Source organism: Gloeobacter violaceus PCC 7421 (genome assembly GCF_000011385.1).
In the GTDB taxonomy this organism is placed as follows: Bacteria; Cyanobacteriota; Cyanobacteriia; order Gloeobacterales; family Gloeobacteraceae; genus Gloeobacter; species Gloeobacter violaceus.
The window spans coordinates 1,227,441-1,245,849 of record NC_005125.1; the positions used below are offsets into that span (position 1 = coordinate 1,227,441).

Sequence of the window (18,409 nt, forward strand, 5' to 3'; positions counted from 1 at the left end):
ATGGCTGCAGGCTATGCTTGTGCTCATGAGCGCGACAGGCCCAAAAAACCGCTGGACGGGAGCCCTGGTGGGGCTGGGTTGGGGAGCCGTCTGGGGTTTGTTGGTGCCGCTGACGCCCCTCGCTTCGCTCGATCGCCAGAGCCGCGACTGGCTCTCGCGCTGGCAGCTTCAGGCGTCGCTCCCCGAGGCAGTGACGATCGTCGGCATCGACGGCGAGCTGGAAGACCGCCGCACCAGCGACAGGCGACTGCCGGATTTTTATCTGGAACCCGACACTTACGCGGTGCTGCTGGAGCGCCTGCTCGGCGATGCGAAGGCAAAGGCGGTGCTGCTGGCGCTGCCGCGCAGCTTCAGCAAAGTCAGCGGCATCGGCGAGCAGGACCGCCGTCTGCGCGCGGTGATCGACCGCTACAACGGGCGGGTGGTGCTGGAGGCGGTACCTTTTAACGGCGAGGTGGACATCTTCAACAACCTGTTGCCCTACGGCGACGACCTGCGCCTCACTGTACCGCTCGAGCAGATGGTCGGGGTGCGCCAGTTTCTGGAGGACCCGGACGGGATCGTGCGGCGCACCCGCACCGAGGTCAATCTCGATCGCGCCGACGGCGGCGGCATCCAGACGTTTTTCTCGGCGGACTTTCTGGCGGTGCGCAAGTTTTTGGGCCGCTCACCGCGCGGCTTCGGGCCGGATGAGCGCATCCATTACTACGGTCCGGCAGGCACGTTTGTGCGCTATCCGGTGGAGCAGATCTGTCCTCCCAGCCCGCTGGAGGGTTGCATGCCGCTAAAAGACCCGGCCATTCTCAAGCATTTCACCGGCAAGCTAGTGATCGTCGGCCACGTCGACGGCCATCCCGAGGCAAGCATCGTACAGACCCCCTTTGGGCCGATGGACGCGCTCAACGTGCACGCCAATCTGGTGGCGGATCTGCTGCAGGGACACACCGACCGGGTGCTGCCGCCCCTTTGGGATCTGGTCTTGATTTTGAGTTTCGGGGTGCTGAGCGGCTGGTGCCTCGACCAGCGCTACGCCCGCTGGCTTGCCCCGGCGCTTTTGGTCGGTTTCGCCGCGGTCGTGTTTGCCGCCCTGCGCGCGGAGCCGACGCTGCTGTTGCCGGTGCTGCCGCCGCTTGCGGCCTTTGTCTTTACGGGCAACACGCTCTTTTATCTGCGGGCTCGTGCGGCTACCCGCGCCCGCCTCGCCGCCCAGCAGGAGGAGATCAACCGCCTGCGGCGGGCCGAGCGCGAGGCCATCCTCAAGCAGGCCAAGAAGCTGTTGTTCCGGGTGGCCACCGACATCCACGACCGGCCGCTGCAGGAGTTGAAGCTGGTGATGGACAATCTCGAAACCTTGCTGCTCACGCTGCCCGGCCACTCTTCGGAGGCGCATGCCGTCGATGAGGCCCTGGCGGCTCTGCAGCAGGTCGGCCGGGCGATCCGCGTCGAATTGAACGATCTGAGGCAGGTGGCGGCCAAACTCGAAATCACCCCTTCGCTCAAGGACGGCCTGCACGCCGGTTTGCACGCGGAACTCGACCGGCTCCTGGACGCGGGCGAGTTGACGCTGACTGTCGAGCGCGACATCATGCCCCTGGAGGAACCGAGTGCGGACAGCACCTGGCTGGATGCCCGCGAGGACTTGTTTCGCTTTTTTAAAGAAGCGCTTGCCAACGTCATTCGCCACGCCCAGCCGCACGGAGCCCGCCGGGTGCGCGTCGAGCTGGAGCAACAGGGCACCGAGGCCCATCTGGTGGTCGAAAACGACGGACCACCCCTCGCGGCTTCGGCCGGCGGCGGCGGTTACGGCACCAAGGTCATGAACACCATCGCCGGGGAACTGCCTTCGGGAAGCTGGCAGCGCACCGACCGGGCGCAGGGAGGGGTTGCGGTCACCCTGTCGTGGCAAATGCCGACGACGATGGCGGCAGAGGCTTCGACAGCCCAGCAGCCGAGCCTGGTCGATCGTTAAAAAGGCTTTTAGGGGTCGCTAGGGTCGGAGCGCAGATAAAATTCTTCCACCTGGGCCAGAAAATCCGCGGCGTACCCCGGGCAGTCGCGGCGGTACTGGGAGGCGAAGCACTCGCGGCAACCGGTTTTTTCAAGCAGGTGATCCGCGGTAAAGACCGGCCAGAAACCCTTGGTCGATTGGCCGCATACCGGACAGGGGTGCAGAGGCAGTGCCTTGCGGGGCAGTTCCTTCATGCCGATCCAGGTTAGCAGCGTCAGGAGAAAATCACCCCTCAAAATGTTGCCTGCCGAGAATAGTCCCGGAGCATTGCCACAAAACGCTGAGTGCGCTTGATAGATTGGGGCTGGCAAATATACCTGCCCGACGCCAGTCCTCATTCCTAAAGCTACGCCAATCGTGAGTTGGGGAAAGCAAAAATGAAATTCATCGAGTCTTTGCGTCTTGACGGTTTGCTTTCTTTCGCCCCAGATTCACCTGCGGTAGAACTAACCGATCTCAACATCATCATTGGCCCCAATGGTTCAGGAAAATCAAACTTCATTGAAGCAATCGAGTTACTGCGAGCAACTCCCACAGGTTTTGCATCGGCGATTCGTGACGGTGGCGGTGTCAGTGAGTGGCTCTGGAAAGGTAACAGCAAAAAGCCTGCCACAATCGATGCACGACTTCATCGAACCAACCGCTCCTCTTTGCGTTATATGCTCAGCTTTACGGCTGTATCGCAGCGTACTGAAATTGTCGATGAACTCATCGAAGAAGCCGAAAAAAAAGATCCTGACGCAAATGACGTTTATTTTTATTATCGCTTTCAAAAGGGCCGCCCTGTGTTGAACGTGGGGTCTGCGGGAGGAAGAACCAAACAGCGTCGGTTGGAGCGTGACAGCCTCGCAATCGATGAATCCGTCCTTTCTCAGCGCAAGGATCCCGAATTCTATCCTGAATTATCATGGTGTGCGAAACAGTTTGGAAGTCTCCAGATGTTTCGGGAGTGGAGTTTTGGTCGCTACACCCCGTTGCGTCAGCCCCAACCCGCAGATCTACCAACCAAGGTGCTTTTGGAAGATTCCCGCAATCTCGGTCTGATTCTCAACCAGCTCGAACATTCCGATGTGGGTGCCGAATTTAATCAATTGCTTCAGCGATTTCTTCCCCGCTATCAACGTCTGAGCACATTAGTTCAAGGGGCCACAGTACAGTTTTTTCTCCACGAAGAAAATCTCAATATTCCGATACCCGCGACTCGTTTGTCGGATGGAACTATCCGTTTTTTGGCCATGCTCGCTCTTTTGCTGATGCCTGATCCACCGCCGCTCATCTGTATTGAAGAACCAGAGCTTGGGCTGCACCCGGACGCAATGACCATTCTTGCCGAGCTGTTCGTATCAGCTCGTGAGAGAACTCAATTGATCATTACCACTCACTCAGATGCGCTAGTTTCTGCGCTCACTGAGGAAGCTGAATCTGTACTGGTTTGTGAATACCGAGGAGGAACGATTCTCTCTCGCCTTGAGTCGGATAAATTACAGTACTGGCTCAATAAATACCGCCTTGGCGAACTCTGGCGGATGGGTGAACTCGGGGGCAATCTGTGAGGCTCAGCATCGCAATTTATGTCGAGGGCGGTGGCGATAGTTCCGAAAGCAAAGCTCAGCTCAGGCAGGGTTTTGAGGCCCTATTTGGTCCGCAGAAGCAAGCGGCACGAAGCCGCCGGCTAGGTTGGAAGCTTGTGATGTGCGGAAGTCGCCAGAAAACTTATCGTGCACATATCAATGCGATGGAACAGAGTGCCGACAGCATTGTTGTTCTGCTTGTGGATGCAGAGGGCTCTGTCCCGAGCGAGAGCGATATGGCACACGCCACCCACCTTAGAGAGCGCGACAACTGGGATCTTTCATCCACTCCTGCTGAACGTATCCACCTGATGGTACAGACGATGGAATCGTGGCTTATCGCAGATGCCGATGCACTCATGCACTACTACGGTCAAGGATTTAACAGCAGTGCACTACCCCAGCGTCAAAATCTTGAGGAAGAACCCAAACAAGCAATCGACGCTGCCCTTACTCGTGCCACCCAACAGACTCAAAAAGGCGAGTACGAGAAGATTAAGCACGCATCCCAGCTGCTGAGAAAGATCCGTCCGGAACGTGTGGCAGCGCGGTGCCCGCGATTCGCCCGGCTCACCCAATGGCTCGACAAGACCATCGTGGAGGCTGGCAGCCTTTAGATCCCGCCGTACCACTCATACCCGAAATCCACCCAGTAACCCAGCTGCTCCGGCAGTGCCGCCAGCAGCATGATCTCGGTTACCCATTTGATCTGCTTGTAACCGAGCTTGATGGGCGAGGCGAGGCGCACGGGAGCCCCATTGATCACCGGCAGCGGCTTGAAATTTTTTTCGTAGGCCATCACCGTCTGGGGATGGACGCAACTTGCCAGATCCCAGGTCTCGTAGAAACCGTACAGTTCGCCGTTGTTGTTGCGAAAACCTTCCGCCGATCGAAAAAACACATAGCGCGCCTCGGGCTTGGGCTGCACGAATTTGAGCAACTCCACCAGCGGCAGGCCGCCCCACTGGACGATGGCCGCCCACCCCTCGACGCAGACGTGGCGGATGATTTCGGAGCGGTAGGGCAACTTGCGGATCTCCTTCAGAGTCAAGCTCACAGGTTTTTCCACCAGGCCGCCCACGGTGAGGCGGTAGGAGCCCGGGTCGATCTGGGGCGGGAAATCCTCGGCGGTGTTGATCAGCAGCGCCTCGGGCTCGATCTCCTCGCGCCGGAACTCCGGCGCGAGGCGCTGGGAGCTGAACAGCAGTTGCTCGAAGCTGCGGTTGAGTGGGTCCGAAAGCTCGAAGAGTTTTTGTTCGATCTGGGTTTGCACCGAACCGCGCCCACAGGCAGCCAGCAGCAAACTCATGCCGCCCAGGCCGATGAGCCTGCGCCGTCCGATTCGAAGAAAATCGCTCATCGTATGTGCCTCAAGTAAACATCGAGCGCACCAGTTTCCATTGCCCAACGTTGAGAGCGAGTAGCGAGTGGACCGCCATCAGCCCCAGCACCGTCGGAATGGTCAGAAAGTGGACCGTGCGCAATGCCTGCCAGCCGCCGAACAGCGCCGCGATCCAGCCGAACTGCACCGGTTTCCACATCCCAAGCCCGGTGAGAATCGCCAACAGCAACACCGGGATAAAGGCGGTATAGACCAGCCGGTGCGCGGCGTAGTTGCGCCGCTTGGGGTTGGTGGATTTCTGGAGCGCCTCCAGGTCGTTTTTACCCACGTAGCGATTTTTCCAGCGCCGTGTGGAAAAGACGTAGAGCCCGTACCACAGCAGGTTCAGGCCGAAGACCCACATGAAGAAAAAGTGCCAGTGCCGCCCCCCGGCAAGCCAACCGCCCAGGAGCAAAAAATCGGGAAAATGATAGCCCGCCCGGCCGCCGAAGACCGGATTGGCGTTGTAGATCTGCAGGCCGCTGCCCATCATGGCGAACAAAGTGACCAGATTGACCCAGTGAAAGGCCTTGGCAGCCAGAGCCTGCTTGGGAATCGCCGGTTTGCGCGGTGTCGCTTGCGCGGTCATCGAAACCTCTGGTGCGTGAGGTGGAAAGGGGCGTGCCCTCCGCAGGTTCGAAGGGCACGGGGCAAGAAGAATACGACAGCCGGGTTAGGGCTTCTTCATCGCGTCGCCTTTCATGGCGTCGCCTTTCATGGCATCGCCCTTCATGGCATCGCCCTTCATGGCATCGCCCTTCATGGCATCGCCCTTCATGGCGTCGCTCTTCTTCACAGCATCGCTTTTTTTCATGGCGTCGCCCTTCATGGCGTCGCCTTTCATGGCATCACCCTTCATCGCGTCGCCCGCCTGCGCAAGCAGGATCGGTTGCGCGGCAAAAGCCGCCGGGACGGACAGGGCCAGTGCGGCGGCCATCAGTAGATTCACAGACACTTTGAGCATGACGACTCCTTGAACATCCGTGGGGTTGGTGTGGGCACCGCCCATTGTCTGGAGCGGCGTAGAAGACTGTCCATGACGCGGGTCATGGACACACCCGTCGGGGTTCTGCCGGACGGGACACTTGGCATACGCAGCGCCCCGCTTATCGGATTGCCCAAAGTGCAATCGTCTACTTTTTCATGTTGCTGGGCATCTGAGAGCGCATCATGCCCATCTCCGCGCGCATTGCACTCATCTCGGAGCGCAAGGCGGCCATTTCGCTGCGCAAAGCGGCGATTTCTTTTTCGAAGAAAGACCGCAACTCATCCGAGGTGTCGCCGCCGCTGCGGGGGTTGGGCGACGACTCCCGCTGGGCCACGACCAGCGGCATGTTCGCGGCGAAGACCGGCGAAAAGGGTGCTGCCAGGGCGACAGCCAGAAGCAGAGGCAAACCAATAAGACGCATAATGGACTCCTTGAACGACGGTTCTGAGGATACGGACAAGCGGGCCGATTGTACAGAGCGGTTTTGACCGGATTCTATGATCCAGATCAGCTTTTGGACGACTAGGCGGTGCGCCGCAGGGTGATCGAACGCTTTTGGCGGCTAATCACCCCCTCGCGCTCCAATTCGGCCAGCGTCCGGTAGAGCGTCTCCTGCGTCAGGTTCAGCTCGTCGGCGATCTCCCGGAAGGAACGGTCGAAGGCGACGGTCGTCTGGCCGGGGGGAACCGCCACGAACAGGTACTCCAGCACGCGGTCGCGCGCCGGGGCGATGTTTTGGAGGTTCACGCGCTCCTTGAGGCTGTCGATGCGCCGGGAGAGCACCTGCAAGAAGCGCTCCGCCAGTTCGGGCTTGAAGCGCAGAGCAGCAACCAGCGCCGCCGTGGGGAAGCTCACTACCTGCGAAGGTACATCGGCGATTGCTTCACAACTATACTGCTCTGCGAACAGCGAGGTTTCGGCGAAGCATTCGCCCGCGACCGCACGGTACAACAGCACCGTGCGGCCGGTGCGGGTGTGGCTGACCACGCGGATACGCCCCCGCTCGACTGCGTAGAAGGCCAGGGCCTCATCACCCTGGCGGAAGACCGATTCGCCGCTTTGCAGTTTCCGGCGGACGGCCGCGGCCTGCAGGGCGGGTGGGAATTGAGCGAAGGTGGGAAACTCAAGCATCGCCAGGACTCCATGAACGTAAACGGGACCGACCAGCCGGGACCGGGGGCTTTTGGGTGTTATAGGGCATACGGAACAATGCCCGGATCGGATGAGGGTAGAACGCGCCAATCCGCGATCCATGGCTGTCCGTATACCGCCTAGAGCAGCCCAAGGAGGCAAGTAAGCGATCTATGGACACCCTGGCGTCGGCGAACGATTTTTTCGGTCTGTGGCCGCAAGCCATTTATTCTGTGGAGGAGATCCGGCACACGCCCAACCCGCCGTCATCCGCCGCAGAACATCAGAGGAATGCAATGGACCCGCCCAGCGACGCCGAGGTATACGTCGATCTCAAGCGCGGCAATCCGGCGGTCCTCGGGGTGCTCTACGATCGGCACGGCAAGATGGTTTTTCGGCTGGCGATGCGCATCCTCGCCAACAGCCAGGAGGCCGAAGATCTGACCCAGGAAGTGTTTCTCACGCTCTGGCAAAAAAAAGCCTACGATCCGGCTCGCGGCAGCCTCAGCAACTATTTACTGACCCTCACCCGTTCGCGGGCCATCGATCGGGTGCGCTCGCGAGGGTCCAACCTGCGTTTTTTGCAAAAGTGGACCCAGGAACTGGGCACCGGCACCGCCCCAGGCCCCAGCCCTTTTGAGCGCGTGGCGAACGCCGAAGTGGCCCACCAGGTCAAAACTGCCCTGGAGCAACTCCCCGAAGCCCAGCGTCAGGCGTTAGAACTGGCATATTACGAGGGTTTGAGCCAGTCGGAGATCGCAAGCCGGCTCGACACCCCCCTCGGCACCGTCAAGACCCGCAGCCGCCAAGGTCTGCTCAAGCTCCGCAATCTGCTGCGGGGTCTCGTGGGATAGCGCTTATGAACAGGCAACCGGACGACTGGGAAGAAATGATGGCGGGCTACGTGCTGGGCGATCTGAGTGACGAGGAGCGTCGGACCTTCGAGACGTGGCTCGCCAAAAACCCCGAGGCGCGCGCCGAACTGGCCCGTTTGCAAGAAACGTTCTCTTTGTTGCCCTACGCCCTGCCGGAGGACAACAATCCCGCCGCCGCCCTGCGCAACCGCATTCTCGAAGCAAGCAACGAACGGCCTGCCGCCGGCCGGCGCGCTCGTCCCGGGTGGCTGAGCTGGGCGGCCGCCGCCGTCGCCGCCGCGCTGGTGGTGACCCTCGGATTCGACAGCTGGCAGTTGCGCGCCCAACTGGACCAAAGCCGTCAGGAAGTCGGCCGCTACCGCGATCTGGTGAGCATGCTCCGCCAGGACACCACCCGCCTGGTGTCGCTGCGCGGGATGGACACCGCCCGGAGCGCCTCCGGGAATATTCTGATCACCCCCGACACCCCCGAGGTGGTCGTCACCCTCAGCAATCTACCCATGCCCGCCCGGGGAGAAGTCTACCGGCTGTGGGCGGTGGTGGACGGCCGCAAGGTGGCCTGCGGCGAATTCATGCCGGGGGAGGCAGGTAGTGTCTACGTAAAACTGCCCCTCAACGGCAATTTGCTCACCGCGCCGCTGGTGGTGACCCGCGAGCCCGGGAACGCTTCCCAGTCGGTAGGGCCGATGGTGATGACCAGCAGTATTTAAAGCAGGTGTCAGGTGTCAGGATTGCAATCGACGTCCATTGGGGTTTTCGGTCGGTCGGCTGTCGTTTGCGCAACGGCAAACCGCTCTAAGCTTCACCGGCAAAAAGCGTCCCTAGGGGGCGCCGTCCGCAGACAGTACATTTTGGGGGACGCGACCGTGCGACTTCGAGACATCCTCTACGACCTGGCCCAGCAGGGTCAGACGGCCCACGGCACCTACTGGAAGGACGACATCGACGAGTTGCAGGAGGACATGGCCCACCTGGGCGACATCGCCACCGAGGTGGCCCGCGAACTGGGCCTGTTTCCGGAGGAAGTGCCCAGGCGCATCCGCGACAACGGTCTGGAAATCGAGATCAGTCACTAGACCGCTTGCGTGAATCCTCCCCGGAGGCGTCGGTCAAATCGGCAAAAACCCGGCCGTCTGCCAGAGCGCCGTCCGCACCGATCCGGACTGTAAAGATCCCCACTTATTCGGAGGCAGCCCATGGCCATCGTCCGGCGCCGGTTTTTGTCTTTGCTGTTACTTTCGGCTCTCTGGTGGCCCGCTCCGGTGCTCCCCCAGGAGTCGCCGAGTGCTGTGCAGGCGGTGGCGGCGGTCGGTTTGACTGTTTCGGACATCGAGCGCGCCGTCGATTTTTATTCCGGGGTGCTCGACTTTCAAAAAGTTTCCGACGTGGAGGTGGCCGGGGAGGCCTACGACCGGTTGCAGGGGTTGTTCGGCCTACGGATGCGGGTGGTGCGCCTGCGGCTGGGCACCGAAGATTTGGTACTCACCGAGTATCTGACCCCCCGCGGCAGGCCCATCCCACCGGACTCCCGCAGCAACGACCGCTGGTTCCAGCACATCGCCATCGCCGTGGCCGACATGGACGCCGCCTACGCCAGGCTGCGCGAGCGCAAAGTGCGTCCCGTTTCCACCGCTCCCCAACGCCTGCCGGACTGGAACAAAGCCGCCGCGGGCATCCGGGCCTTTTATTTTCAAGATCCCGACGGCCACAACCTGGAGATCATCACCTTTCCGCCCGGCAAAGGCGATCCGCGCTGGCAGCGGCCCGGCGGGCAGTTGTTTCTGGGCATCGATCACACGGCCATCGTCGTCGCCGATACCGAAGCGAGCCTCGGCTTCTACCGCGATCGGCTGGGCCTGAGGTTGGCGGGTGAGAGTGAAAATTACGGTACCGAACAGGAACACCTCAACCACGTCTTCGGCGCCCGGCTGCGCATCAGCAGCCTGCGCCCGCCCAAAGGACCCGGGATCGAATTTCTGGAGTACCTGACCCCCCGCGACGGTCGGCCGTTTCCGGAGGACGAGCGCGCCAACGACCTCGTCCACTGGCAGACCACCCTGGTCGTCCCGGACGCTCAGGCCCTCTCCGACCGCCTGAGGGCCGATCGGGTCCGATTCGTCTCCCCGCAGCTGAGCGATCTGGGCGAACGACATCTCGGCTTCCGGCGGGGCTTCCTCGTCCGCGATCCGGACGGGCACGTGTTGCAAATCGTTGAGCGCTAAAAAGTCGTCGCTAACTCGTTTAAGTGCGCCGCTTCGCCCGCCGGGCAACCGCGATACTGGCCGCAGAGAAACGCTTCTTAAGGAGTTCTCCTGTGCGGACGCGCAGAACCCCGGCCAGTGGCGGCGCCACCGCGGACCGCTTGCGCCGCCACTGGCCCGAATATCTGATCGAAGCCTGGGGCTTGGGCACGTTCATGGTCTCGGCCGTCCTGTTCACGGCCCTCCTCGAATACCCCGGCTGGGGGCTGCCGCAGTGGTTGCCCGAGCCCGACCGACGGCGGTTGCTCATCGCCCTCGCCATGGGCCTCACGGCTCTCTGCATCATCTACTCGCCCTGGGGCAAGCGCTCGGGCGCCCACATCAACCCGGCGGTCACCTTCACCTTCTGGCGGCTGGGCAAGATCCGCACTGCCGACGCCCTTTTCTACGCGGCGGCCCAGTTCGCGGGCGGCACGGCGGGGGTACTGCTGAGCGCTCTTTTGCTCGGGCCGGTGATCGCCGCCCCGAGCGTCAACTACGCGGTCACCGTGCCGGGGCCCGCGGGGGTGGGCGTCGCCTTCGCGTGCGAATTTGTAATCGCTTTTTTGATGATGACGACGGTACTCCACACCTCCAACCGTCCCCGCTTTGCTCCCTTCACCGGGTTGTTCGCGGGGGGGCTCATCGTGCTCTATGTGGGTTTCGAGTCTCCTTTTTCGGGTTTCGGCATGAACCCGGCGCGCACCTTCGCCTCCGCCCTGCCCGCCGGGGTCTGGACGGCCGCCTGGATCTACTTCGTCGTCCCCGTGGCGGCGATGCTCTCGGCCGCGGAAATCTACGTGCGCACTCACGGGATTTCCCGCGTCCGCTGCGCCAAGCTGCAGCACGGCGATGCCGAGCAGTGCATCTTCCGGTGCGGATACCGACAACCTCCTACACAGAACCTGCCATGAGTGACCCGGACCTGCATTACGACCTCATCGTCATCGGCACCGGTGCCGGCGGCAGCACCCTCACCCACCGCCTCGCCCCCACCGGCAAACGGATATTGATCCTCGAACGGGGCGACTTCCTGCCGCGCGAGCAGGCCAACTGGGACGCCCGTGAAGTTTACGGGCGCGAACGCTACCACACCGACGAGAGCTGGCGCGACCACCGGGGCAAACCCTTCCGGCCGGGGGTCGGCTACTGGGTCGGGGGCAACACCAAAATCTACGGCGCGGCCCTGTTCAGGCTGCGCGAGCGCGACTTCGAGCGCGTCGTTCACAAAGGCGGCCTCTCTCCCGAGTGGCCGCTCAAGTACGCCGATTTCGCCCCCTACTACGACCGGGCCGAGGCGCTCTACGCCGTCCACGGCCAACGTCCGGAAGATCCGACCGAACCCGCCGCCCCGGATTTTCCGGCCCCGGCGGTGAGCCACGAGCCGCGCATGCAGCAGATCGTGGATGGGCTGAAGTCGAAGGGCCTTCACCCTTTCCACCTGCCCCTGGGTATCAAGCTCAACGAGGTGGACCGGGTGATGAGCGAGTGCATCCGCTGCAGCACCTGCGACGGCTTCCCCTGCCTGGTGCGGGCCAAGGCGGACGGTGAAGTATGCGGGGTACTGCCCGCCCTCGCCCACCCCAACGTCACCTTACTCACCGAGGCGCGGGTCGAACGGCTGCTCACAAGCCCCAGCGGGCGCGAGGTTACAGGTGTCGAGGTCGAGGTCGAGGGGGTGACCCTGACCTTCCGCGCCGACATCATCGTGGTCGCCTGCGGTGCCATCAACTCGGCCCGGCTGCTGTTGGCCTCGGCCAACGAAAAGCACCCGGGCGGCCTCGCCAACGGGTCGGACCAGGTGGGCCGCAACCTGATGAAGCACCTGACGACAGCGATAGCCGCCCTCAGCATCCGGCGCAACCCGGCGGTCTACCAGAAGACGATCGCCGTCGCCGACTGGTACTGGGGCGACACCGATTTTCCCTGGCCGATGGGGCTGGTGCAGAACACCGGCAACGTGCTCCCCGAACTCATCCCCGCCGAGGCTCCGCGCCTCCTGGCGCCGCTGGTGCGCCTCACGCCGGGATTTGTCCTCCAGGACGTCTCCGACCACGCGACCGGCTGGTGGCTGCAGACCGAGGATCTCCCCGACCCCGACAACCGGGTAACGCTCGAAGACGGCGAGGTGTGCCTGACTTATGCCACGAACAACACCGAGGCCCACAACGCCCTGGTGCGCCGCTGGACCGCGGCGCTCAAGGCCGTGGACGAAGCCGAGACGATGCTGCCGTTCGGGCTCTACCCGCGCACCCAGTCTCCCCTGGCGGCGGTCGGCCACCAATGCGGCACCTGCCGCTTCGGCCCCAACCCGGCCACCTCGGTGCTCGACCTCGACTGCCGCGCCCACGCAGTGGACAACCTCTACGTGGTGGACGGCAGCTTCTTCCCGTCCTCGGCCGCCGTCAACCCGACCCTCACGATCGTCGCCAACGCCCTGCGGGTGGGCGACCACCTCGCCAAAAGGCTCAGATGAGGCGATGGTAATCGCGTTTGGACCCGAGCTCTGGTCGGACCTGGAGGCGGGCGCAGGGTAGCCTTCCCTGTGAGGCTCCCCTGGTTATACACGCCCGGCCAGCCGACAATGGCACCACAGGGCACTACGCAGCTGCAGGTCGGGGAGGCTCATCGGCTTCTATCGCCTGGACGACGGTGTGCGGACCAGCTTTGCAACAGGTAGAGATATGTGGCCGGAAATCGAGGAAGTGTTGCGGCGCAAACGGGGGAGGCAGGCGTAGGGATGAACGGTGAATTGCGATCGATCAGTACAGAGGACACATCCTTGATACCCCGACGTCAGGGGGTACTCGAATGCCTGCGTTGCCATTGGCCTGAAATTCAGAGCTACGGTGTCAAGACTATAGCTGTGTTTGGCTCCACTGCCAGGGATGAAGCTCGTCCTGACTCAGACGTAGATCTGCTTGTCGAATTCGAGGCTGATGCGCGTGTCACCTTCTATCAATTTTGTGATTTGCAAGATTACCTGGAGTCTATCTTGAGAATTCGTGTCGATCTGGGAACTTTCGACTCTCTACGTCCAAGAACAGCAGCAAAGATTTTGAAAGAAGCTGTGTATGTCTGAACGCCTTTTCGATCTACGTCTACTCGATATTCTGGATGCCACTGAGCGTATCCAGCAGTACATAGAGGGCGTAGCCGAGGCGGAGTTTCTTGAGAATCGGCTGCTCATCGATGCAGTCGTCTACAACTTGATTCAGATAGGCGAAGCGGTAGCAAACCTGCCTCAAGATTTCAAGGACGCACACGATGAGATTCCGTGGTCAAAGATAAAACGTATGCGCGACTTTGCAGCGCATCAGTATTTTCGGCTGAGTCCCTCTATCGTGTGGGAAACAATCGGCTCCGCCCTGCCAGAGCTGGTGTCATTGATTTGTGAGACAGTTGCAACACGGTCGCAGTCCGACACGGACGATAGTGAGCGATCAGATTCAGGCTCAAGCGCGTAGGGCAGAACTCGCTGCAGAACTTCAGCAGGATCGTCTCGCCAGAGAACAGACCGAACGCCGAGCGGAATAGTTGGCTGAATATCTGCGCACCCTCGGATTCGACCCGGACAATCTCCCTCCAGGCTCTGGAAGCTCTCGCGGTGGGCGGATCTTGGCACCATAAGCGAAATCTTCGACGGCGAAGCGCCCTTTGCCCCCCGCGGCTGCATCGCCCAGGCCTGGTCGGTGGCCGAGGTGTTGAGGGCCTGGCTCGCCTACTGGGGCTGAGCCCCGTGGGAATCAAATCCTTGCGTCGATGTGCTCAAGCCGGATGTCCACCTCGCGTTCGACGAAGTCCCATTCCCGCGTCACCCGGAGCCGGTCGAGGAGATCTTCGAAGGCGTGGGTGTGCTCCGGGGCGTACTCGAACCAGGTGAGAAAATCGAACGGCTCGCCGATGTCGCGGCAGTGGTGAAGGCGGCGGGCGACCGCCGGAAGGAACTCCATGCCGATCGCCGTGTGGTGCGACGTCTCCTCGAAGATGGCCCGCCGCTCGTCCTGGGCCAGTTCCCACCACCGGGCCGATTTTTTGATCGGGATCAGCGCGGCGCAGCGCGCCTCCGGGCGGGCCAGCGCCGGTTGGCGCTCCCGCAGGGCATCCACCTCGGGCCGCGTGGCATAACGCACGTTGCTCGTCAGGCCGCGAAGAACCCACGCCGCCTCTGAAGCCGATTCCGCCCATTCCCCCTGTACGATCTGCAGTCTTTCGACTGCCTCCAGACCGGCCCCCCGAAGGCCGTCCAACCGGGCGACCCGCCACGGACCCCGCTTCCCGCCCAAAAACGAATACCTGTTGTCCATGCGACCTCCGAAAAGGCCCCGCGGCCCTCTGGTACTTACGGCAAGTTTACAATCGGGCCGCGACTAGACAATAGGAGCGATCTCGCAAAAGACTTTGATTGCTCCTTTTGCCTCGGTCAGGGTGTCGATCAACTCCTGGTAGTTCTCCAGGCCCTCGACCGGGTGGGTGAGCAGCTTCGCAAGCCAGCCGGGATACTGCATTTCGGCGAGACAAAAGTCCCGGACGCCCAGTTCAAAGTACTCGCGGTTGGCATTGACCGTGCCGACGACGACTTTGTTGCCCAGCACAAAACCCAGGTTGATCCGGTCGGCCGGGATCTCGATGTTGCGCCCGCCGCCCGTCACGCTCGACAAAACGAGCACGCCGTTTTTGCCGAGGATGTTCATCGCCTCAAAGACCAGCGGAGCAAAGCCGGTCGCCTCGAAGATGAGGTCGAAGGGGCCGTGCGCCTTCGAGGCTTCCGCCAGGCTTAGATCCTGGCTGCTGTGGTAGCAGCCGCCGATTTGTTCGACGAGTTCCGAGTTGAGATAAGGCGGGCGGGTGCGGGCGAAGGTACACACTTCCAGTCCCCTCAGGCGCAGTGCCAGGGTGGCAAGCAGCCCGATCGTGCCCGCCCCGAGCACCGCCGCCCGCTTCGGCTGCCAGACCCGCAACCGCCGCTGGATCTCGTAGGCTTGGTGGATGCCCTTTTCGATGACGCTGGCGGGTTCGAGCAATACCCCGGTCGCCTTCAGTCCCGGGGGCACTTTGACGATGTACTCGGGCTCGTCGACGTAGTACTCGGTGAGAAAGCCGTGGCGGAGGCTGATGCCGCGCTCGTAGTAGGTGTCGTCGAGGGTCATGTCGTACTGGCCGATCCGGTCGTAGATGCTGCTGCCCGGCCGGCGCACCGTGGCGACGACGACATCGCCGACGGATAGTTCGGTGACCTGCGATCCGACGGCTTCGACGACGCCGAAGCTCTCGTGCCCGATCACCAGAAAATCGTAGCCGGGCGGAGCCGTCCCGTATTCGGCGGCGTTGATCTCTTTGTCGGTGCCGTCCACGCCGACGCACAGAATCTTGACCAGGACGCCCCGGCCGCCTGGGACATCGTCCACGCCCGGCTTGGGCAGGTTGGCGAGGTGGATGCTGTTGGGTTGACCGGGAAAAACAGCGATCGCTTTCATAGGTTCGGTTCCTGTCGGGTTTGGGCGAACTGGGTCGGGGCGCTAACTGGTGGAGAGCGGTTCGGGCGCGGCCGCTCGCGGATCGCGCGGCGCTTCGGGCGCGGGCGGGTGTTGCCGGGCGGCCCGCTGGATAAGGGCGGCGACCAGGCCGGTCCAGCCGGTCTGGTGGCTCGCCCCGATCCCCGCGCCGTTGTCGCCGTGGAAGTATTCGTAAAAGAGCAGCAGGTCCGCCTCGAAAGGCAGATCGGCGCTGCCGAAGACGGGTCGCCTGCCGCGCCCGTCGGGCTTAAAGATCGAGACGAGTCGGCGGGCCAGTTCCGACGCGACCTCCGCCAGGCTCAAGTAGCGGCCCGAGCCGGTCGGGCACTCGACTTTGAAGTCGTCCCCCAGATAGCGGTGAAAGCGCCCCAGGGCCTCGATGATCAGGTAGTTGACCGGGAACCACACCGGCCCCCGCCAGTTGGAGTTGCCGCCGAACAGGCCGCTCGTGGACTCGGCCGGTTCGTAGTCCACCCGGTGCTCCGTTCCGTCGCTCGAAAAGACGTAGGGGTGGTCTTTGTGGTAATGGGAGACAGCCCGGATCCCGTGGGGGCTCAAAAACTCGTCCTCGTCGAGCAGGCGGCGCAGCACCCGTTCGAGTTTGTCGCCGCTCACAATCGCAAATAGCCGGTATGCCCCGATCCCGGCGGTCTCCATGCAGGCGACGTTGCGCCTGAGGTCGGGGCGGTTGCGGACGAACCACTCCAGTCGGCGCTTGAAGTTGGGCAACCGCCCCAGTGTCTCCGGTCCCAGGGTCTCGATGGCATAGAGCGGGATGAGCCCGACCATCGAGCGCACTTTCAGGCAGAGGTGCCGGTCGTCGAGGTGCAGCACGTCGTAGAAAAACCCGTCCTCCTCGTCCCACAGCGCGATACCCTCGCCGCCGATGTGGTTCATCGCGTCGGCGATGTACAGAAAGTGCTCGAAGAATTTCGAGGCGATGTCTTCGTAGGCCAGGTTTTCTTTGGCCAGTTCGAGGGCGATGGCGAGCATGTTCAGGCAGTACATGCCCATCCAGCTGGTGCCGTCGGATTGGTCGATGTGGCCGCCGGTCGGCAGCCTTGCACTTCGGTCGAACACGCCGATGTTGTCAAGGCCCAGAAAGCCGCCCTGGAAGACGTTCTTGCCCTCGGCGTCCTTGCGGTTGACCCACCAGGTGAAGTTAAGCAGCAGCTTCTGGAAGACGCGCTCCAGGAAGCTGCGGTCTGTGCGGCCGTAGATTTGCTGCTCCATCTCGTAGACCTGCAGGGCGGCCCAGGCGTGCACGGGCGGGTTGACGTCGGAGAACTGCCACTCGTAGGCGGGGAGCTGGCCGTTCGGGTGCATGTACCACTCGCGGGTGAGGAGTTCGAGCTGGCCCTTGGCGAAGTCGGGGTCGACCATCGCGAGGGGAATGGCGTGGAAGGCCGAGTCCCAGGCGGCGAACCAGGGGTACTCCCACTTGTCGGGCATCGAGAGGATGTCGTCGTTGTAGAGGTGGGGCCATTCGTGATTGCGCCCCTGCCTGCGGCTCGCGGGTGGTGGCGGTGCTGAGGGGTCTCCCTTGAGCCACCGTTCGACCACGAAGTGGTAGAACTGCTTGTTCCAGAGCATCCCGGCGAAGGCCTGGCGCTGGATGTTGCGCTCCTCGGGCGTTCCATCGGGGCACACCCGCGCATAGAATTCCTCCGCCTCATGGATCCGGGTCTTAAGGACCGTTTCGAATTCGCCACCGAAAGGCTGGGCCAGGTCGGGCCGGTCGCAGAGGCGCAGGCGGATTACCGCAGTCTGGCCGGGGCGGAGCGCTCGGGTGTAGTGGGCCGCAGCCTTGGTGCCGACTCGATCGGGGTTGACCGCCGAAGCTTCGGCGCCGACAACATGGGCGTGGAAGGCGTCTTTGACGTAGGGCGAGACGTTGGGCACGCCAAACAGGCGGGCGTGGTTGGTTTCGTTCTCGGTGAAGATCAGTTCCTCCGGCCCTTCGCAGTAGAGCCACCGCCGGCCGAGGGTGGGATGGTCGGCCTCGACGACCGCGGTGGCCGAACCGGAACCGGTCGCTCTCAAGACGGGCTTCGCCGACCCGTCCCACGACCAGGTGTTGCGAAACCAGAGCGTCGGCAGCAGGTGCAGCGGCTGCTCCTCCGGCCCGCGGTTGGTGGCGCCGATCTTGATCAGGATGTCGTCCTGGGAGACCTTGGCGTATTCGACGGTGAGGTCGAAGTAGCGGTCCTCCCGGAACACCCCCGTGTTCACCAGTTCGAACTCGGGCTGCCCCCGGCCCCGCCGCCGGTTCTCCTCCACCAGTTCGGCGTAGGGGAAGGCCGCCTGCGGGTACTTGTACAAATATTTCATGTACGAATGGGTGGGCGTGTTGTCGAGATAAAAGTAATACTCTTTGACATCCTCCCCGTGGTTGCCCTCGCTGCCCGTCAGGCCAAACAGGCGTTCTTTGAGAATCCGGTCTTTGCCATTCCAGAGGGCGAGGGCGAAGCACAGGTACTGATGGTTGTCGCTCACCCCGGCGATGCCGTCTTCGCCCCAGCGGTAGGCGCGGCTGCGGGCGTGGTCGTGGGGAAAGTAGTCCCAGGCCGTGCCGTTCTCGCTGTAGTCTTCGCGTACCGTGCCCCACTGCCGTTCGCTCAGGTACGGCCCCCACCGCCGCCAGTGGACCAGGCGGGAGTGGGCTTCGAGCAATCTCTCTTCTTCGCGGGTCATGGCAT

General features: G+C 62.5%; 20 protein-coding genes and 1 pseudogene. 12 read left to right on the plus strand and 9 right to left on the minus strand.

The genetic code is table 11. The features are described from left to right. Positions 1–25: 25 nt before the first annotated feature. Complete coding sequence (locus tag GLL_RS05950) at positions 26–1,969, plus strand: CHASE2 domain-containing protein (protein WP_164928701.1); 1,944 nt, start codon at positions 26–28, stop codon at positions 1,967–1,969. Positions 1,970–1,977: 8 nt separating this feature from the next. On the opposite strand, the gene GLL_RS05955 is transcribed toward GLL_RS05950, so the two are convergent. Beyond that, on the minus strand, positions 1,978–2,202 hold the full coding sequence (locus GLL_RS05955) for a hypothetical protein (RefSeq protein WP_164928702.1): 225 nt from the start codon (positions 2,200–2,202) through the stop codon (positions 1,978–1,980). A 183-nt stretch (positions 2,203–2,385) separates the two neighbouring features. Between GLL_RS05955 and GLL_RS05960 the strand changes: the two genes are divergently transcribed. Together GLL_RS05960 and GLL_RS05965 are read left to right on the plus strand one after the other, a co-directional pair. Further along, the gene (locus GLL_RS05960) at positions 2,386–3,561 is read left to right on the plus strand and encodes an AAA family ATPase (protein ID WP_011141151.1); all 1,176 of its coding nucleotides are present in this window, start codon (positions 2,386–2,388) and stop codon (positions 3,559–3,561) included. After that, positions 3,558–4,196: a DUF4276 family protein gene (locus tag GLL_RS05965; protein WP_011141152.1), complete on the plus strand. Its 639-nt coding sequence runs from the start codon at positions 3,558–3,560 to the stop codon at positions 4,194–4,196. The genes GLL_RS05960 and GLL_RS05965 overlap by 4 nt, the downstream gene beginning before the upstream one ends. Here the strand turns inward: GLL_RS05965 and GLL_RS05970 are convergent. The 5 genes from GLL_RS05970 to GLL_RS05990 all read right to left on the minus strand — a co-directional run bounded on the left by GLL_RS05970 (position 4,193) and on the right by GLL_RS05990 (position 7,079). Further along, entirely contained in the window at positions 4,193–4,939 is a 747-nt protein-coding gene (locus GLL_RS05970) for a molybdopterin-binding protein (RefSeq protein ID WP_011141153.1), read from the minus strand. The two genes, GLL_RS05965 and GLL_RS05970, sit on opposite strands and share 4 nt — an antisense overlap. 10 nt (positions 4,940–4,949) lie before the next feature. Next, positions 4,950–5,549, minus strand: coding sequence for a cytochrome b/b6 domain-containing protein (locus GLL_RS05975; RefSeq protein ID WP_011141154.1), 600 nt, complete (start codon positions 5,547–5,549; stop codon positions 4,950–4,952). Positions 5,550–5,633: 84 nt separating this feature from the next. Continuing rightward, on the minus strand, positions 5,634–5,924 hold the full coding sequence (locus GLL_RS05980; protein ID WP_164928703.1) for a pentapeptide MXKDX repeat protein: 291 nt from the start codon (positions 5,922–5,924) through the stop codon (positions 5,634–5,636). A gap of 169 nt (positions 5,925–6,093) precedes the next feature. Continuing rightward, complete coding sequence (locus GLL_RS05985; protein ID WP_011141156.1) at positions 6,094–6,369, minus strand: hypothetical protein; 276 nt, start codon at positions 6,367–6,369, stop codon at positions 6,094–6,096. A gap of 101 nt (positions 6,370–6,470) precedes the next feature. Continuing rightward, positions 6,471–7,079 carry a Crp/Fnr family transcriptional regulator gene (locus GLL_RS05990; protein WP_164928704.1) on the minus strand — a complete coding sequence of 203 codons (609 nt, stop codon included), beginning with the start codon at positions 7,077–7,079 and terminating at the stop codon, positions 6,471–6,473. A 173-nt stretch (positions 7,080–7,252) separates the two neighbouring features. Between GLL_RS05990 and GLL_RS05995 the strand changes: the two genes are divergently transcribed. The 9 genes and pseudogenes from GLL_RS05995 to GLL_RS23390 form a co-directional block, all read left to right on the plus strand. Continuing rightward, positions 7,253–7,933, plus strand: a complete 681-nt coding sequence (locus GLL_RS05995; protein WP_011141158.1) for a sigma-70 family RNA polymerase sigma factor — start codon at positions 7,253–7,255, stop codon at positions 7,931–7,933. 5 nt (positions 7,934–7,938) lie between these two features. Beyond that, positions 7,939–8,664: an anti-sigma factor gene (locus tag GLL_RS06000; RefSeq protein WP_011141159.1), complete on the plus strand. Its 726-nt coding sequence runs from the start codon at positions 7,939–7,941 to the stop codon at positions 8,662–8,664. Positions 8,665–8,820: 156 nt separating this feature from the next. Beyond that, positions 8,821–9,030, plus strand: a complete 210-nt coding sequence (locus GLL_RS06005; RefSeq protein ID WP_164928705.1) for a hypothetical protein — start codon at positions 8,821–8,823, stop codon at positions 9,028–9,030. A 120-nt stretch (positions 9,031–9,150) separates the two neighbouring features. Next, complete coding sequence (locus GLL_RS06010; RefSeq protein ID WP_011141161.1) at positions 9,151–10,176, plus strand: VOC family protein; 1,026 nt, start codon at positions 9,151–9,153, stop codon at positions 10,174–10,176. Positions 10,177–10,199: 23 nt separating this feature from the next. Beyond that, positions 10,200–11,108: an MIP/aquaporin family protein gene (locus GLL_RS06015; RefSeq protein ID WP_011141162.1), complete on the plus strand. Its 909-nt coding sequence runs from the start codon at positions 10,200–10,202 to the stop codon at positions 11,106–11,108. Next, complete coding sequence (locus tag GLL_RS06020) at positions 11,105–12,670, plus strand: GMC oxidoreductase (protein ID WP_011141163.1); 1,566 nt, start codon at positions 11,105–11,107, stop codon at positions 12,668–12,670. The genes GLL_RS06015 and GLL_RS06020 overlap by 4 nt, the downstream gene beginning before the upstream one ends. A gap of 264 nt (positions 12,671–12,934) precedes the next feature. After that, the gene (locus GLL_RS06025) at positions 12,935–13,276 is read left to right on the plus strand and encodes a nucleotidyltransferase family protein (protein ID WP_011141164.1); all 342 of its coding nucleotides are present in this window, start codon (positions 12,935–12,937) and stop codon (positions 13,274–13,276) included. Further along, positions 13,269–13,661, plus strand: a complete 393-nt coding sequence (locus GLL_RS06030; RefSeq protein WP_011141165.1) for a HepT-like ribonuclease domain-containing protein — start codon at positions 13,269–13,271, stop codon at positions 13,659–13,661. The genes GLL_RS06025 and GLL_RS06030 overlap by 8 nt, the downstream gene beginning before the upstream one ends. A gap of 144 nt (positions 13,662–13,805) precedes the next feature. Further along, positions 13,806–13,928: pseudogene (locus tag GLL_RS23390) on the plus strand (amylo-alpha-1,6-glucosidase); the annotation flags it as partial. Positions 13,929–13,940: 12 nt separating this feature from the next. On the opposite strand, the gene GLL_RS06040 reads toward GLL_RS23390, so the two are convergent. The 3 genes from GLL_RS06040 to GLL_RS06050 form a co-directional block, all read right to left on the minus strand. Continuing rightward, on the minus strand, positions 13,941–14,501 hold the full coding sequence (locus GLL_RS06040) for a chlorite dismutase family protein (protein WP_011141166.1): 561 nt from the start codon (positions 14,499–14,501) through the stop codon (positions 13,941–13,943). A 63-nt stretch (positions 14,502–14,564) separates the two neighbouring features. Beyond that, positions 14,565–15,671 carry a glucose 1-dehydrogenase gene (locus GLL_RS06045; protein ID WP_011141167.1) on the minus strand — a complete coding sequence of 369 codons (1,107 nt, stop codon included), beginning with the start codon at positions 15,669–15,671 and terminating at the stop codon, positions 14,565–14,567. A gap of 42 nt (positions 15,672–15,713) precedes the next feature. Continuing rightward, a complete protein-coding gene (locus tag GLL_RS06050) occupies positions 15,714–18,404 on the minus strand; it encodes an MGH1-like glycoside hydrolase domain-containing protein (RefSeq protein WP_011141168.1) in 2,691 nt (896 codons plus the stop codon). Between the last annotated feature and the right edge of the window lie 5 nt (positions 18,405–18,409).